Source organism: Saccharospirillum sp. ABV4_185 (genome assembly GCF_056159245.1).
Map to the genome: position 1 here is coordinate 3,040,858 of NZ_JBSWUW010000001.1, position 15,753 is coordinate 3,056,610.

The window sequence follows — 15,753 nt, forward strand, 5'->3', positions numbered from 1 at the left end:
CAGTGAAGCAATAAAAAGCCGGCATTAAGCCGGCTTTTTCGGTTAAGCGATAGTGAAGATCACTGTTCGCCTTGTTCGCGCTGCTGACGACGACGTACTTCGCGTGGATCGTTCGGTGCCCGACCTGAGGCCGTCGGTTCACTTTCAGTGCTTCCGCTGTCATCGGCACTGACTTGCGGTGCGCTTTGTTCAGGCGCTTCGGCTGCGACCGGTGCTTCTTCTTCGACCGTCTTTTCTGGAGCGAGGGCTGCTGGAGCAGGCTCTTCGGTCTCAATCGGCTCATGCGCCACGCTCGGCTCGGGTGAATCTTCCAGCTTGGAAGGTTCTGGCTCTGCCTCGGTAACGACGTCCTCAGCCTTGGTTGCAACGTTGTCTGACGTATTGTCAGCGACTTCGGCGGTTGCCTCTTGGGCGTTCGAAGCTGATTCGACCGCAGGGGCAGGGCTCTTGCTCTCGCTCGGTGCTTCTGCTTCAGGCGATGGCTGGGCGACTGCCTGGCTGGCTTCGTTTGCTTCAACCTGAGGTTCAACAGTAGCGTCGGTTGCCGGCTTTTCGACGGCCGGAGCATTGACGGTTGGCTCTGTTTTGGCTTGGGCCGTTTCAGTCGTTTGCGGGTCGCTGTTGATCAGGGCAATAACGGCATCGATATCGCTGACCACTTCATCCGGACGATCCGGGTTAGGGCGCTTGCTGGCATTCTTGCTGACGCCACGAACTTTGCGGTTTTTACCGACTTCAGACTGCGGCACGCGGCCGGTGCTGCTTTCACGCTCATCACGACGCTTCAGCTGAGGCTGCTGCTGGCGACCTTTATTGCGCTCGTTGCGATTGCTGTCTTCATCGTTAGATGTTTCAGGCTGGGCCTTAACGTCATCGTTCTTGCGTTCGCGCTGCTTGATGTCGTTCTTCTTCTTGGCGTTGTCGCTGGCGTCGTTACGGTTATTGCCTTGGCGACGGTTGTCGCGCGCTTGACCGTTTTGCGACGTGCGGCCACGGCCGGAAGAACGATTATTAGTAGAACGGCCATTGCGTCCCTGACCACCGTCGCGGCCTGAACGATTATGTTGACTGCCCTTGTTGGCGTGGCTGCGTTTCTTTGCAGCGCTATCGCCGCCACCGAATAGAGCTTTGAACAGGCGAGCCAGCAGACCCGGCCCAGCGGGTTTTGCCGGCTTGGCAGGTTTTGACGCCACTGCCTTTTCAACCGTCGGCGCTGGCTGACGCGGTGCCTGAATATTGGAAATGGCCGCTTCTTGAGGCTTGGACTGAGTTTCCAGTACGGCCTCGGATTCCGACGGTGCTTCTTCAAATTTCAGCGCATAGCTGGGCACTGCGTTGACCAGGTTTTCGTCGTCATCACGCAGGCGGACCACTTCGTAATGCGGGGTTTCCATCTGCGGGTTAGGTACCACCAGAACGTGCACCTTGAGGCGCTGTTCGATCTCGTGGATGGCCTCGCGCTTCTCGTTAAGCAGGAAGGTGGCGACCGACAGCGGCACAATGGCACGAATCTGAGCGGTGCGTTCCTTCAGTGATTCTTCTTCGACCAGACGCAGAATGGCCAGCGACAGCGACTTCACATCGCGGATGATGCCATGGCCGTTACAGCGCGGGCAGACGATGCCGCTGGTCTCGCCCAGTGAGGGACGCAGCCGCTGACGCGACATTTCCAGCAGACCAAAGCGTGACAGCCGGCCGACCTGAACGCGGGCACGGTCGGAATTGGTGGCGTCTTTGATGCGGGATTCGACCTCGCGTTGGTGCTTGGTCTGGTTCATATCGATGAAATCGATGACGATCAGGCCGCCCATGTCGCGCAGGCGCAACTGGCGAGCGATCTCCTCGGCCGCTTCCAGGTTGGTATGGAAGGCGGTTTCCTCAATGTCGCCACCCTTGGTGGAACGCGAGGAGTTGATGTCGATGGAGACCAGCGCTTCGGTCGGATCGATAACGATGGAACCGCCGCTGGGCAGCTTCACTTCGCGCTGGAAGGCGCTCTCGATCTGGGATTCGATCTGGTAGCGGTTGAACAGCGGCACCGGATCTTCATAGCGCTTCAGCTTGCTCTGATAGTTCGGCATCACCTTCTGCACGAAATCCAGGGCGTAGTCATAGGCGTCTTTGCTGTCGATCAGCACTTCGCCGATGTCTTGGCGCAGGTAATCACGAATGGCACGCAGGATAACGTTGCTTTCCTGCAGAATCAGGAAAGGAGCTGGCCGTGACGTAGACGCTTCGCGGATCGATTGCCACAGTTGGATCAGGTAATCGAGGTCCCACTGCAATTCTTCAGCGCTGCGACCGATGCCAGCGGTACGTACGATAACGCCCATGCCGTCGGGTATAGTGATGCCCTGCAGGGCTTCACGGATCTGAGCGCGCTCATCGCCTTCGATGCGGCGTGAAATGCCACCAGCGCGAGCATTGTTGGGCATCAGTACCAGGTAACGGCCGGCCAGGCTGACCATGGTGGTCAGGGCGGCGCCCTTGTTGCCACGCTCTTCTTTATCCACCTGAACGATCACCTCGGTGCCTTCTTTCACCAGTTCCTTGATGCTGGAACGGGAAGACATGGAGGGGTCGATGAAATATTCGCGAGCGATTTCTTTCAGCGGGAGGAAGCCGTGGCGCTCAGCACCGAAGTCGACGAAAGCGGCTTCGAGGCTGGGTTCGATGCGGGTGATTTTGCCTTTATAGATGTTGGCCTTCTTCTGTTCCCGAAAGCCCGTTTCGATATCAAGGTCGTAGAGTTTTTGGCCGTCTACCAGAGCAACCCTGAGCTCTTCAGCCTGGGTCGCGTTGATCAGCATTCTTTTCATTGAAGATTCGTACTCTGCTTGTAATGAGTGACAGAGCAGCAAGGGCAGGGTCTACAGGCGGGCGGACACCGAAATACCAAAGATCACGCAATTTACACGGCTGTGGCGAAAGGGCACCACAGCGGGTCGGTGTCGTCGTCCATGAACAGCCGGGCAACGGAAAGAGTCTTACGGGGATGCCGGCTCTTTTTAGAAGCACTTGCGGTTTGTGGTGAAGTGCTTTCTTCCGTATGAACCCAACGTCATACGCTGTTTTAAACTGTACTTGCTGCCCAACCAATTCGTTTAGAACGATGCCTGTCATCGTTCTGGTGGTTGGGTTCCGCTTCCCGGCCGCCTGTGTGGTCTCTGGGCGGGGGGAGCTACGGACTCCCAGCTCGCTGGAGTTTAGCACCAAGATTACAACCCATCAATAAATGCTCTGGGGTCTCTTAGGTTCTGACTATCGCCGCTGAAGCGAGGCTGAGAGACTGGTATCATGCGCCTTTTATTGCAGGCGCCTTTACCGTGTCAAAAGTCAGTTTTTATCGCGTCGAGATGGATAGAGCCGGTCAGAGGATCGATAATTTCCTGATCGGTTATTGGAAGAAACTACCCAAGAGTCGTGTCTACCGGGTGCTGCGCAAAGGCGAGGTGAGGGTGAACGGCAAGCGCGTTAAGCCGGAATATCGTCTGGTTGCAGACGACGAGATTCGCTTGCCGCCAGTCACCTTGCCGGAAGCCTCGACAGCAACGGTGATGCCGGGCCAATCACTGCAGCAGCATTTGGATAACGCCATTCTTTATGAAGATGACTTTGTGGTGGCGATCAATAAGCCGTCGGGTTTGGCGGTGCACGGTGGTTCGGGCATTCGCCTGGGGTTGATCGAATCCTACCGAGCGATGCGACCCGAACTTAAGTTTGTCGAGCTGGTGCATCGTCTGGATAAAGACACGTCCGGCGTGGTGTTAATTGCCAAAAAACGCAGCGCCTTGACGACCTTGCAGGCGGAGTTTCGCGCCAAGTCCACGGTCAAGAAGACCTACTGGTGTCTGGTTCATGGTCGCTGGTCAGACCAGGTGACCGAAGTGGATGCCCCTTTGCGCAAGCAGCAGGCGGTCGGCGGTGAGCGATTCGTGCGTGTCGCGCCCGATGGCAAGGCGTCGTTAACCCGGTTTCGCGTGCTCAAAGCCTATCAGCAGGCAACCTGGGTGGAGGCTCAGCCGGTGACTGGCCGGACGCATCAGATTCGGGTGCATTGTCAGCATGCGGGCCATCCAATTCTGGGGGACAGTAAATACCAGAGCGGCCGGGCAGAGCAGTTGTGCCGTGAGATGGGGCTGGAACGCTTGTTTTTGCACGCGGCTCAGCTTAGGGTGCCGCACCCGGACACCGGGGTGGAATTGGTTGTAGAGGCGCCGCTAGAGCGGTCGTTAGCGGCTTTGCTGCAGCGACTGTCAGCGGACTCTCATTGTTAATACAGGCGATACGCTATGTTTGGAAAAGATCGGTCTTCAACGGACGGCACTGAAAACTGGGCCGGTTCGCGCAAAGAGTGGCAGCTGATCGAAAAAGTCGTGCTGGCCAATACAGCGGAACTGAAAAAGCAGCGTCGCTGGGGCATCTTTTTTAAGCTGCTGACTTTTATCTATCTGTTTGCTTTGCTGTGGTTACTGTTGCTTGGCAAGTCGTTCAAAGCCGACCATATACCGGATAAAACCGGCGGCCATACGGCTGTTGTTGAAGTGCGTGGCGTAATCGCCGACGGCGAAATAGCCAGTGCTGACAATATCTTCGCCAGCTTGCAATCCGCGCTGAATCACCCGGATACCCGAGCCGTTATTCTGCGTATTAACAGCCCCGGGGGCAGCCCGGTGCAGTCATCCTACATCTATAATGAAGTGCGCCGGCAGCGTGAACTGCATCCCGACATACCGATTAATGCTGTGATTGCCGACACCGGCGCCAGCGGGGCTTACTACATCGCCGCCAGCGCAGAGAATATTTATGCCAATGGTGCCAGTCTGGTGGGGTCTATTGGTGTTACCGCCGCCAGTTTTGGGTTTGAAGATCTGATTGAGCGTCTTGGTATCGAGCGTCGTGAATTCACCGCCGGTGAACACAAAGCCTTTCTCGATCCGTTCCAGCCGGTTGATCCGGAAGAGCGCGAACTGTTTGAAACCTTATTGAACGATGTCCATCAACAATTTATCGAGGATGTGCGCGCCGGTCGTGGTGATCGCCTGGATGAAAGCAATGATAAGTTGTTTTCCGGCTTGGTCTGGACCGGCGATCAGGCTGTTGAGTTGGGCTTGATCGATGGCATCAAATCAACGCCTGAGTTGGCCCGCGATTTGGGTTATCCGCAGTTAGTCGATTTCTCCGCGCATCTGACGCCGTTGCAGAAGTTTGCTCGCAATCTGGGGGTAGGCATTGCTCAGACACTGGTGAAGCTGGGCGTGACTGAGCAACTAGAGCTGCGTTAAGGCAGTGAATGGCCAGCCTGGCGCAGTCGCTGCGCCAGTGAAATCAGCGGCAGACCGATCAGGGCGTTGGGATCATCACTGCGAATCCAGTCAAACAGGGTGATACCCAAGGCTTCGGCTTTAAAGCTGCCGGCACAGTCCAGCGGTTGTTCCGCCGCCACATAGCGCTCAACTTCTGCTCTGGTCAAGGTCCGAAAACAGACTTCAGTGGTGACCAGCCAGGCGTCTTCGGTGGCTCCAGCCAAGGCAACGCCACTGTAGAACACTACGCTTTTCCCTGAACAGGCAAGTAATTGGGCGCAGGCGCGTTCGGCGGTCCCGGGCTTTGACAATAAGGAACCATCCGGAGCGGCTGCTGTTTGGTCGCTGCCAATGATCAGATGGTCGGGGAAATCATTGCTCAGGCTCTGCGCCTTGGTTTGAGCCAGGCGCAGAGCCAGGGCGTCTGGCGACTCACCGGGCAGGGGACTTTCGTCGCAATGTGGCGCTGCCTGCTTGAAGCTCAAACCCAGCGATGCCAGTCGCTCCGCCCGGTATTTTGAGGTGGAAGCCAGTAGTAATGGGGCTTGCATGGCGATGAACTCCTAAAAACTTTTGACTTGAAACCGCTCATCCGTATCATACCGCGCCTATGTCGAAATCCGAGCTTCCTGATCACCTCGATGCGTACAAGCTGGCGGAGCAAAAAACGTCCCTCAGCGGCCGGGTATCGCCCGCTCGACTGACTCGTTTAAGCGATGCTGTGTTGCGTATCGAAGGCAGTGTCGAGGCGCAGTTGGATTTCTTCCAGGATGAGGAGTATCGCCGCATCGTGGCAGGGCATGTCAGTGGTTGCGTCGAATTGGAATGTCAGCGTTGTCTGCAGCCAATGGAGCAACGACTGGATAGTCAGTTCCGCCTCGCCATCGTCTACAACGATGAAATGGCCAAGGCGCTACCGGCTGACGATGAGCCTTTGATGTTGTTGCCGGATGAGTCTTTGGATCCGGCCATGATCCTGGAAGAAGAATTGTTGCTGTGTCTGCCTTTGCAGGCCATGCACGAGGAAACGGAATGTCGGATTCAGACCGAGTTTGCACCGGCGCAGGATGAGCAAGGCTCTGCCCAACCGGAACCGGCTCGGGATAACCCTTTTCAGGTGTTGGCTTCACTGAAAAAGGACTGAAAGGTCCGGTGAGGCTAACCGGGAAATAACAGCCAAAGTTGGCGCTGCCAGCTTTGATTCAGTTAATTGTTACACATCAGGAGGCTACGGCCATGGCAGTTCAACAGAACAAGAAGACTCGTTCCCGTCGCGGAATGCGTCGCGCTCACGATTCTCTGAAGGGTACCGCTCTGGCAGTCGACCCGACTACCGGCGAAACCCATCGTCGTCACCACGTCTCTCCGGACGGCTTCTACAAAGGCCGTAAGGTCATCGCGGACGCCGACGGCGAGTAAGTTCCGGTGGCTGTTCTGGCCATCGACTTGCAGGGAGGGGATCAAGGCCCCTCCCAATTACTGCCTGCCGCTATCGATTTTTTCGAGCACCACCCCCATCACCGCGCCATTCTCTTTGGTCAGTCGCACAGCTGTCAGCCTTTCCTGGGTGCCTTGCCGCCCAATATGTCGTTTCGTCCCTGTGAAGGGCACTTGCCTGCTGGTTTGAATCCGGCGCGCTTGCTGCGTCACGATTATCACAGCGCTATTGAAGCTGCGGCTCAGTGCCTCGCTAAAGAAGAAGCCGACGCTTTGGTTTCCTCCGAACACACCGGCGTGTTGATGGCTTTGTTGCATCGGCACAGTCTGGTCCACCCGGCGCTGGAACGACCGGCGCTGGTCAGTTGGGTTCCGACCGCGCGGCAACCGGTATTGATGCTCGATCTAGGCGCTTCTTTCGCCGCCTCTGCCGAGCAGCTGCTGGGCTTTGCCGCGGTCGGATTGGCCATCGCCAGTGATCGCAACAGTCGCAAACCGCGCTTGGCGCTGCTTAATCTTGGCGTAGAAGCCAACAAAGGGCCGCCAGCCTTACATCTGGCTGCCGAGCGATTGAGCAACTGGCCTGATGTCGATTTCCGTGGCTTTGCTGAAGCCAATACCATTTTTCGTGGCGATTTCGATCTGATCATTACCGACGGTTTTACCGGCAATGCCGTTATAAAATCAGCTGAAGGCACCGTGGATTTGCTGCTCTCCGCGTTAAAACGGCAATTGGGTGGTGATCTGTTAGGTAAAGTGATGGGCTGGGTGCTGGGCAAACGCTTGCAGCCGCTGTTGAACCAATTGGATCCCCGCGCCAGTAACGGTGCCTTGCTGGCAGGAACGGGCCTGACGGTGATTAAAAGCCATGGCAATGCCGATGACGTTGCGTTTAAGGCTGCTATTCTTCGCGCGGTCGAAGCGACAGAGGGCGGTTGGAGCCAGCGTGTCTTGCGGCGGCTCGATCCATTGCTGGCTGACTGAGTCATTCTGGTTCATCGGTCAATAATTAGTCTCCAGCTTTTCCCTGGGTTCATAAATGTTTTAACAGCGTCTCTCTTTACTGAGTCGCGTTGCAGACCATAATGCACGCCAGACAAGCTACCCTGTCTGGGTAGCCCATCCGAGATTGAAAGGAAAAGCATCATGTCTCAATCGTTCGCGTTTGTGTTTCCCGGCCAGGGTTCCCAGCAGGTAGGTATGCTGAGTGACTTGGCGGAACATTATCCGCTGATCGGTGACACCTTCGCTGAAGCCTCCGATGCTCTGGGGTATGACCTCTGGGCGCTGGTGAATCAGGGGCCGGCGGAAGAGCTGAATCGTACTGAGAAAACTCAGCCTGCATTGCTCACAGCCAGTATTGCTGTTTGGCGTTTGTGGTGCGCTGAAGGTGGAACCCAGCCCGCGATGCTGGCAGGCCACAGTCTCGGTGAATATTCGGCGTTGGTTGCTGCAGATGTAATGCCTTTGGCCGAAGCCGTGCGGCTGGTCGAAAAGCGTGGCCAGTTGATGCAAGCCGCCGTTCCAGCAGGCGAGGGCGCAATGGCTGCGATTCTTGGCCTGGACGACGATGCTGTGATTGAAGGCTGTCGGCAGGCTGGCGACGTTGGTGTGGTTGAAGCGGTTAACTTCAACACGCCGGGCCAGGTGGTGATTGCCGGTACCAAAGAAGCCGTTGAACGCGCTATCGAAGTTTTGAAAGAAGCTGGCGCCAAACGAGCCATGCCATTGCCAGTCAGTGTGCCATCCCATTGCAGTCTGATGCGTGATGCCGCTGACGAACTGGCTAAGTATATGGACAGTTTAACCTTGGCTGATGCTCGCATTCCGGTGGTGCAGAACGTTACTGCCCGTGCCGAGCGTAGCATCGAGACGATTAAGCCGAATTTGATTGAACAGCTGTATCGCCCTGTTCTGTGGTCCCAATCTGTGGCCGAACTGGTACGTCAGGGTGTTACCGAAACCATAGAATGTGGTCCGGGCAAGGTATTGACCGGTCTGAATAAACGCATTGATAGCAGCCTTGAACTGACCGCCTTGGGCAGTCTGGCTGCGTTTCAGGATCGCATAGGGAGTGCATCATGAGTGACGCCAAACTGGTGTTGGTAACCGGCGCCAGCCGTGGCATTGGCGCTGCCATTGCCGATGAATTGGGTAAAGCAGGTTACCGCGTCGCGGGGACCGCGACTTCAGACAGCGGTGCCGAGAAAATCACCGAGCGCTTTAAAGCCGCCGGTATCGAAGGTAAAGGCTACCGTCTGAATGTGACCGAAGCTGAGTCCATTGATGCCTTGATGGCCTCACTTAAAGAAGAATTTGGTGATCCGGCTATCTTGGTTAACAACGCTGGCATTACCCAGGACAACCTCTTTCTGCGCATGAAAGAAGCCGAGTGGGACAGTGTTATCGATACTAACCTGAGCTCCGCCTTCCGCATGAGTAAAGCCGTGATTAAAGCGATGACACGTGCCCGTTGGGGTCGCATCGTTAATATCTCGTCTGTAGTGGCTTCGTCCGGCAACGCAGGTCAGGTAAACTACGCCGCGGCCAAGGCCGGGTTAGAAGGTATGACTCGCTCTATGGCACGTGAGATTGGCTCGCGTTCCATCACTGTGAATTCTGTCGCTCCGGGCTTTATTGCCACGGATATGACTGATGAAATGCCTGAGGCGAACCGTGAGGCCTTGCTCAAGCAAGTACCTCTGGGCCGCCTGGGTGATCCGCAAGAAATTGCCGCGGCCGTTGCTTTTCTGGTCAGCGACTCGGCGTCTTATATCACTGGTGAGACGCTGCACGTCAACGGCGGCATGTACATGAGCTGATCGGGTGGTTTTGACTTGCCCGTCAGCGATGGCTTTTAATACACTAACGCGCACTGAACGGTGCTGATTCCAATTAGGGAGTGTTCCAATGAGCAACATTGAAGATCGCGTCAAGAAAATCGTCTGCGAACAGCTGGGCGCTAAAGAAGAAGACGTAACGGCCCAAGCGTCATTCGTTGACGACCTGGGTGCCGACTCACTCGACACCGTTAACCTGGTGATGGCGCTGGAAGAAGAATTCGAAACCGAGATTCCGGACGAAGAGTCTGAGAAGCTGGCGACTGTCCAGGACGCGATCGACTATATCAACGCCCACCTGGGCTGAAGAACCGGCCGTTAAGCAGCCGTTCTATTCTGATATTGAAGCCGTATTGTCGCCAGGCAGTACGGCTTTTTTAGTTTCTGGATGATGGCTTTGTCCATCACAGAAGAATATTGGCATTGGAGGATTCTATGTCACGCCGCAGAGTCGTAGTCACAGGTCTTGGATGCATCAGCCCACTGGGGAACGATCTCCGTTCTACCTGGGAAGGCATTCTGGCCGGCCGGAGCGGAGCTGCTCCCATTGAGCTGTTTGATACTGAAAAATACGGCACTAAGTTTGCCGCGACGGTTAAAGGGTTTGATCCGACGTTGACGATCAACCCCAAAGACACCAAAAAAATGGATGGCTTTATCCAATATGGCTATGCCGCCGCTGCTGAAGCCATCCGTGACTCGGGCCTAGAAGCCACAGAAGCCAATGCACACCGCATCGGCTTGGCCATCGGTGCAGGTATCGGTGGTTTGGACAGCATTGAACGCAACCACGCTGCGCTGGAAAAATCTGGCCCGCGTCGTGTCTCGCCGTTCTTCGTTCCTTCGGCGATCATCAATATGATCTCCGGTTATTTGTCGATCGATTACGGCTTTAAAGGCCCTAACATCGCCATAACCACTGCCTGTACAACCGGTACGCACAACATCGGTTACGCTGGCCGCACCATTGCCTATGGCGATGCTGATGTAATGATTGCTGGTGGTGCTGAAATGGCCTCAACCCAGCTGGGTATTGCGGGTTTTGGTGCCGCTCGTGCGTTGTCGACCCGCAACGATGACCCGGAACATGCCAGTCGCCCCTGGGACAAAGACCGCGATGGTTTCATGCTCGGTGACGGCGCCGGTATTCTGGTGCTGGAAGAGTATGAACACGCCAAAGCGCGTGGTGCGACCATCTATGCCGAGCTGACTGGCTTTGGCATGAGTGGCGATGCCTACCATATGACGTCACCGCCCGAAGACGGCTCTGGAGCCTGCGCTTCCATGCGCAACGCCATCGCTGACGCTGGCTTGAACGCAACCGACATCAATTACATCAATGCTCATGGCACCTCCACGCCGGTCGGTGATGTCGCTGAGAGTCGCGCGGTTGAAACACTCTATGGTGCCGATGCCGATAAGGCTGTGATGAGCTCAACCAAGTCGATGATTGGTCATCTGCTGGGTGCCGCTGGTGCGGTCGAAGCCATCTTCAGCGTGCTGGCGATTCGCGATCAGGTTGCACCGCCGACCATCAACCTCGAACAGGCTGGTGAAGGCTGTAATCTGGATTACGTGCCTAACACCGCGCGTGAGATGAAGCTTACGCACACCATGTCGAACTCCTTTGGGTTTGGTGGAACCAATGGCACGCTGGTCTTCAGCAAAGTCTAAAGGACGGGGCTTCGGCCCCGTTTTTTTATGAATCTGAATTTTCTCAACGGCCAGCCCACCGATCAGATCGATAGCCGTCATCGTGCGCTCGCCTATGGCGACGGTATCTTCGAAACCTGCTGGGTACAGCAGGGGCAGGTGCGTTTCTGGGACGACCATCTGCAGCGTCTGAGCGACGGTGCGCAACGACTTGGCTTAAGCTGGTGCGCATCGGACCAGCAGCAGCTTGAAGCGGAATTGACGCAGGTGTTGCCGTCGCAAAACACGCCGCTGATCTGCAAGGTCATGCTGTTAAGACGCGCGCCTGGCCGCGGCTACGACTACGATCCGGCGCAACAGGCATGCGATCGACTGATTCAATTGACCGACTACCAAAAGCCTGACTGGCACAGTGGGGCCGCCAAGGTGGTTCATTCTGCCGTCCCAGCATCGATAAACCCGATGTTGGCCGGCGTTAAACATCTGAATCGACTGGACTCTGTGTTGGCCCGTCAAAGTGCTAGAGCTGCCGGTGCCCATGAAGCCTTGTTGGCATTACCTGACGGCCGCCTGGTGGAAGGCAGCATGAGTAATATCTTTATCAAAGCTGGCTCGCAATGGCAGACACCGCCCTTGGATCAGGCCGGTGTGAATGGCATTATTCGCCGTCGCTGGCTGCGCCTGGGCAGCCTTATAGAAGCAGACTGGCAGGTGCAGGATTTGCCTCAAGCAACGAGCATTCTCTTGGGTAATGCCCTGATGGGAATCGTGCCCGTGGCGTCTGTGGATGACCAGGCCATCGCTCTGCCAACGGCCTCTGAGCTGGCAGACTTGCGCAATCTGATTGGACTACCGAGTGATTAAACGACTACTGATCGCCCTGGTTCTGGTAGGCATTATTGCCGGAGCCGGTTTAGCGCTGTATGCGCGGGACCAACTGACATCCCCACTGGGGCTCTCTGAAGCGACCCTGTATCAGGTTGAAGACGGAGCCTCCTTAAAGCGCGTGCTGAACGACTTCGCCAGCCGAGGCTGGATCGGCGAACCCCGCCTGCATGAGATATGGCTGCGCCTGACCGACCAGACCGCCATTCAGCGTGGCGAATATCGGCTGCAACCGGATGAATCACCCAGCCAGGCGATCGCTCGTATGGTCGCCGGTGACAAAGTGCTGCGTTCAGTGCAGTTTATTGAAGGCTGGAATTTCCAGCAGATCCGTGTCGCGCTGATGCTGCATGAACACCTGGAACAAAGACTGCCGTCCTTGTCGGATCAAGCCGTGGCAGAGCTGCTGGGCATTGAACAGAGCAACCCGGAAGGCTGGTTCTTCCCAGACACCTACTTATTTGAGCGTGGTTTGACTGACGTCGAAGTGCTAAGACGCGCCTACCAGCAGATGCAAGCTGAGTTGGCGCGGGCCTGGGCGATGCGTGCCGACGACCGGGCTGTCGAAACGCCCTATGAGGCACTGATCCTGGCGTCTATTATCGAAAAGGAAACCGGTGCCGCCTTTGAGCGCCCACAGATTTCCGGGGTGTTCAGCAGGCGACTGCAGCAGGGCATGCGTTTACAGACCGATCCGACGGTCATCTATGGCCTGGGTGAAGACTATAACGGCAATCTGACGCGTGCCGATCTACAGCGTAATACCCCTTACAACACCTATCGTCGTGGTGGTTTGCCACCGACGCCTATTGCCAGTCCCGGTCGCGGCGCTCTGGAAGCAGCCGTTAACCCTGACGATGGCACCACCCTCTATTTTGTTGCCAAGGGTGACGGCACTCATCTGTTCTCAGATACCTACGATGAACATCGGGCGGCTGTGCGTGAATATCAGCGTTTTGGTCGCCGCCGTGACGATTACCGCTCAGCGCCACCGCCGGCAGAAGATACAGACGCCACTGCACCAGAGAACGCCACTACACCAGAGAACGCCACTACACCAGAGAACGCCACTGTACCTGAGGACAGCGCACCATGACCGCTGGCTTTATCAGTATTGAAGGCCTCGAAGGTGCTGGCAAAACGACGCAGCGATCGGTGCTGGAAAGTTGGGTTACTGAACGCTTCGGTGCCCCTCTGGTCACCCGGGAGCCCGGTGGTACACCGCTGGCTGAGCGCATTCGTTCCATCGTGCTGTCACACGATGAAGAACCGCTCGATGCCTGGAGCGAATTGTTACTGGTGTTTGCCGCCCGCCGGCAACACATCACCCAAGTCATTCAACCAGCCTTGGCGGCCGGGCAGTGGGTCATCAGCGACCGCTTTGCCGATGCCTCCTTTGCCTATCAAGGCGGCGGCCGTGAATTGCCCTGGTCGCGCCTGCAGGAGCTGGAGCAATGGGTGCTCGATGGCTTTGCGCCGGATTTGACACTTTGGTTGGACTGTCCGATCGAAGTGGGTCTGGCGCGGGCGCGCCAACGCGGCGAATTGGATCGTATCGAAGCCGAAGATTTGGCCTTTTTCGAGCGCGCCAGAGCCGCCTATGAACGGCGTTATCAGGAACATCCAGAGCGTATCGTGAGACTCGATGCTTCCGTCGATATTGAGACTCTGAGTCAGCAGCTCCGTGCGGTACTGGAGAAGCGTTTCGCATGAATTCAGCCTTGCCCATCTGGTTGCAGCCAGCCAATGAACGATTGATGCAGGCCTATCGGTCTGAGCGACTGCCCCATGCCGTCCTGATCATCGGCCGGGTTGGTGATGGTCTGCATCGCTTTGGGCAACAGCTGAGCCACCAACTGCTCTGTACCTCAACCTCACAACGGCCCTGTGGCCAGTGTCGTGCCTGCCAGCTGGTCGCTGCAGGATCCCACCCGGACCAGCGCGTTATTGAACCGGAAGGCAAGAGTGATACCATCAAGGTCGACGCCATTCGCGACATTGCCAACTTTATGCACGAAACCGCCCAGCAGGGTGGCAACAAGGTGATTCGCTTAACGCGCGCCGACCGCATGAACAACAACGCGGCCAACGCCTTGCTGAAAATGCTGGAAGAGCCGACCGCCAATACCTTCTTGTTGCTGGAAACCGAATCGCTGTCGCGGTTATTGCCAACGGTGCGTTCACGCTGTCGGCTGTTGCGTCTGGACCGGCCGACAACGGAGCAAGCACAGCAATATCTGCAACAGCAGAATGTGACTGATCGTCTGGACGACCGCCTGGCGCTGACCGCTGGTGCCCCCTTAGCGGCAGAAAAGTTGAGCGATGAGACCCTGGCTGCCTGGCAGGAGCGGGTAGAGCGCTTTCGTCAAGAGCGCGGCTTCAGTGCGCTGGCGGCTTTTATCGCTGACCAGGACAGCGATGCGCTGTTGACGCAATTGATGATCTGGATCGATGGCGCTGTACATCAGCAATTTAATACTGAGAGCGCGGTCAGTAATCTGGATGCGCCCGTGGTGACGCCTTTATCCGCCTTGCCGAGTACCCAGCTGTTTGCCTTCCGCGATTTGATCGTCAGCCTGAAAGAAAGCCTGGCTGGTCAGGCCAACCTGAATGCCCAGCTGTGGAGCGAACAGTTAGCCTCACGCTGGCTGGAACTCACCTCAGGTTAGGTCGGTTTATAGCGGCGTCACTCGGTTTCCTGACGTCGTTTCTTATCCGCTTGCGGTGCTGGCAAGGCGTCGTCCGCGCTGCGTTGTCCATCTTCAATGTAGTGCCGCGATTCTTCACTGGTCAGTGATACCGTTCCTTCCCAAGGCATCAACCGATAGGCCGGGCTGGCGTTGCCTTCAAAATCCATATAGGGGTACTTGATGATGTCGAAGTAGGGGCTGTAATCGAAATCGCTGGGCGTGCAGAGCTTGGGGTTACGCTGAAACAGTCGGACATCGCCATTGACTTCGCGTTTTACCAGAGGCAGCAACGGGAAGGACACTGCAGCAAAGGCCTCTGCCAGCATGGTCGAGCAAACGGTGCGAGTGCCACCGCCAGGTTTCCAGCGGAACAGCGTTGACCGAAACCGTCGCGGAAACAAACTCCAAGGTAGATAAAACCGCCACAAATCGAGAATCTGGCGCACATCGTAACGAGTTCCCAGGCGACCGATGGCGTAACCAAGCACCAATTGCACATCTTCATACGCCAGATCGCGCGGCCGGCAGATGCGCAGATGACGATGCTGGTAGACGTTCAGAGGGCGTATCACCGTGCCCAGGCCGAGCTGGCTTTCGGCGATCAACTGCACATCCGGCTGACCATCGTAAAATGCGCGGATGCGTTGGCGTAACATAGGGTCCGCAACGTCGTGCAGACGGCCGATGTAGAGCGCCGCATGAGACCAACGGCTGCGCGTTACCATGCCGATTACCTCGGCGATGCGTGAACGTCCTTCTACCAGAATGACATCGCCGCTGCGAATCTCGTGGCGTAGCTTACGAAAATCGCTGCGCGGATAATCCGGGTCGTCTTTCTCTTCGGTTAACCAGCGTTTCAAAAAAGTAAGCATAGGGGCAACTCTACCTCCGCTGCCTTGCATTGCCGGGGTTGATCCCACAGTTATAGACTAGTCGCTAAAT

General features: G+C 56.5%; 16 protein-coding genes. 13 read left to right on the forward strand and 3 right to left on the reverse strand.

The window, feature by feature from the left end; translation table 11 throughout:
* Positions 1–59: 59 nt before the first annotated feature.
* A complete protein-coding gene (rne, locus tag ACXAE6_RS14480) occupies positions 60–2,810 on the reverse strand; it encodes a ribonuclease E (protein WP_475151761.1) in 2,751 nt (916 codons plus the stop codon).
* A gap of 516 nt (positions 2,811–3,326) precedes the next feature.
* Between rne and rluC the strand changes: the two genes are divergently transcribed.
* Together rluC and ACXAE6_RS14490 are read left to right on the forward strand one after the other, a co-directional pair.
* Entirely contained in the window at positions 3,327–4,277 is a 951-nt protein-coding gene (gene rluC, locus ACXAE6_RS14485) for a 23S rRNA pseudouridine(955/2504/2580) synthase RluC (protein ID WP_475149761.1), read from the forward strand.
* A gap of 15 nt (positions 4,278–4,292) precedes the next feature.
* Complete coding sequence (locus tag ACXAE6_RS14490) at positions 4,293–5,285, forward strand: S49 family peptidase (RefSeq protein WP_475149765.1); 993 nt, start codon at positions 4,293–4,295, stop codon at positions 5,283–5,285.
* Here ACXAE6_RS14490 and ACXAE6_RS14495 read toward each other — a convergent pair.
* Entirely contained in the window at positions 5,282–5,857 is a 576-nt protein-coding gene (locus tag ACXAE6_RS14495) for a Maf family protein (protein ID WP_475149770.1), read from the reverse strand. The two genes, ACXAE6_RS14490 and ACXAE6_RS14495, sit on opposite strands and share 4 nt — an antisense overlap.
* A gap of 59 nt (positions 5,858–5,916) precedes the next feature.
* Here ACXAE6_RS14495 and ACXAE6_RS14500 point away from each other — a divergent pair, with 59 nt between their 5' ends.
* From ACXAE6_RS14500 to holB, 11 genes are all read left to right on the forward strand, one after another.
* Positions 5,917–6,450 carry a YceD family protein gene (locus tag ACXAE6_RS14500; protein ID WP_475149775.1) on the forward strand — a complete coding sequence of 178 codons (534 nt, stop codon included), beginning with the start codon at positions 5,917–5,919 and terminating at the stop codon, positions 6,448–6,450.
* A 92-nt stretch (positions 6,451–6,542) separates the two neighbouring features.
* A complete protein-coding gene (gene rpmF, locus ACXAE6_RS14505) occupies positions 6,543–6,725 on the forward strand; it encodes a 50S ribosomal protein L32 (protein ID WP_108165311.1) in 183 nt (60 codons plus the stop codon).
* A 6-nt stretch (positions 6,726–6,731) separates the two neighbouring features.
* Positions 6,732–7,727, forward strand: coding sequence for a phosphate acyltransferase (locus tag ACXAE6_RS14510; protein ID WP_475149784.1), 996 nt, complete (start codon positions 6,732–6,734; stop codon positions 7,725–7,727).
* Positions 7,728–7,889: 162 nt separating this feature from the next.
* Positions 7,890–8,828 carry an ACP S-malonyltransferase gene (gene fabD, locus ACXAE6_RS14515; RefSeq protein WP_475149789.1) on the forward strand — a complete coding sequence of 313 codons (939 nt, stop codon included), beginning with the start codon at positions 7,890–7,892 and terminating at the stop codon, positions 8,826–8,828.
* Entirely contained in the window at positions 8,822–9,565 is a 744-nt protein-coding gene (fabG, locus tag ACXAE6_RS14520) for a 3-oxoacyl-ACP reductase FabG (protein ID WP_475151764.1), read from the forward strand. Before fabD ends, fabG begins: the two co-directional genes overlap by 7 nt.
* A gap of 88 nt (positions 9,566–9,653) precedes the next feature.
* Positions 9,654–9,890: an acyl carrier protein gene (gene acpP / locus ACXAE6_RS14525; RefSeq protein WP_108127175.1), complete on the forward strand. Its 237-nt coding sequence runs from the start codon at positions 9,654–9,656 to the stop codon at positions 9,888–9,890.
* Between the two features lie 128 nt (positions 9,891–10,018).
* A complete protein-coding gene (gene fabF, locus ACXAE6_RS14530; protein WP_475149797.1) occupies positions 10,019–11,257 on the forward strand; it encodes a beta-ketoacyl-ACP synthase II in 1,239 nt (412 codons plus the stop codon).
* 27 nt (positions 11,258–11,284) lie between these two features.
* Positions 11,285–12,100 (forward strand): aminodeoxychorismate lyase, encoded by an 816-nt coding sequence (pabC, locus tag ACXAE6_RS14535; RefSeq protein WP_475149801.1) that lies wholly within the window; start codon positions 11,285–11,287, stop codon positions 12,098–12,100.
* Positions 12,093–13,217, forward strand: a complete 1,125-nt coding sequence (gene mltG, locus ACXAE6_RS14540; protein WP_475149805.1) for an endolytic transglycosylase MltG — start codon at positions 12,093–12,095, stop codon at positions 13,215–13,217. The genes pabC and mltG overlap by 8 nt, the downstream gene beginning before the upstream one ends.
* Positions 13,214–13,834, forward strand: a complete 621-nt coding sequence (tmk, locus tag ACXAE6_RS14545; RefSeq protein WP_475149810.1) for a dTMP kinase — start codon at positions 13,214–13,216, stop codon at positions 13,832–13,834. Before mltG ends, tmk begins: the two co-directional genes overlap by 4 nt.
* Positions 13,831–14,790 (forward strand): DNA polymerase III subunit delta', encoded by a 960-nt coding sequence (gene holB / locus ACXAE6_RS14550; RefSeq protein ID WP_475149816.1) that lies wholly within the window; start codon positions 13,831–13,833, stop codon positions 14,788–14,790. Before tmk ends, holB begins: the two co-directional genes overlap by 4 nt.
* A 17-nt stretch (positions 14,791–14,807) precedes the next feature.
* Here holB and ACXAE6_RS14555 read toward each other — a convergent pair whose 3' ends face one another.
* The gene (locus ACXAE6_RS14555; RefSeq protein WP_475149820.1) at positions 14,808–15,683 is read right to left on the reverse strand and encodes a YiiX/YebB-like N1pC/P60 family cysteine hydrolase; all 876 of its coding nucleotides are present in this window, start codon (positions 15,681–15,683) and stop codon (positions 14,808–14,810) included.
* Positions 15,684–15,753: the final 70 nt, after the last annotated feature.

Bases quoted from the DNA above. Each gene is read 5' to 3' on its own strand.
- fabF (WP_475149797.1), top strand. From the start codon at position 10,019: ATGTCACGCCGCAGAGTCGTAGTCACAGGTCTTGGATGCATCAGCCCA.
- fabD (WP_475149789.1), top strand. From the start codon at position 7,890: ATGTCTCAATCGTTCGCGTTTGTGTTTCCCGGCCAGGGTTCCCAGCAG.
- ACXAE6_RS14490 (WP_475149765.1), top strand. From the start codon at position 4,293: ATGTTTGGAAAAGATCGGTCTTCAACGGACGGCACTGAAAACTGGGCC.
- rne (WP_475151761.1), bottom strand. From the start codon at position 2,810: ATGCTGATCAACGCGACCCAGGCTGAAGAGCTCAGGGTTGCTCTGGTA.
- tmk (WP_475149810.1), top strand. From the start codon at position 13,214: ATGACCGCTGGCTTTATCAGTATTGAAGGCCTCGAAGGTGCTGGCAAA.
- rpmF (WP_108165311.1), top strand. From the start codon at position 6,543: ATGGCAGTTCAACAGAACAAGAAGACTCGTTCCCGTCGCGGAATGCGT.
- ACXAE6_RS14555 (WP_475149820.1), bottom strand. From the start codon at position 15,683: ATGCTTACTTTTTTGAAACGCTGGTTAACCGAAGAGAAAGACGACCCG.
- holB (WP_475149816.1), top strand. From the start codon at position 13,831: ATGAATTCAGCCTTGCCCATCTGGTTGCAGCCAGCCAATGAACGATTG.
- ACXAE6_RS14495 (WP_475149770.1), bottom strand. From the start codon at position 5,857: ATGCAAGCCCCATTACTACTGGCTTCCACCTCAAAATACCGGGCGGAG.
- pabC (WP_475149801.1), top strand. From the start codon at position 11,285: ATGAATCTGAATTTTCTCAACGGCCAGCCCACCGATCAGATCGATAGC.
- acpP (WP_108127175.1), top strand. From the start codon at position 9,654: ATGAGCAACATTGAAGATCGCGTCAAGAAAATCGTCTGCGAACAGCTG.
- ACXAE6_RS14500 (WP_475149775.1), top strand. From the start codon at position 5,917: ATGTCGAAATCCGAGCTTCCTGATCACCTCGATGCGTACAAGCTGGCG.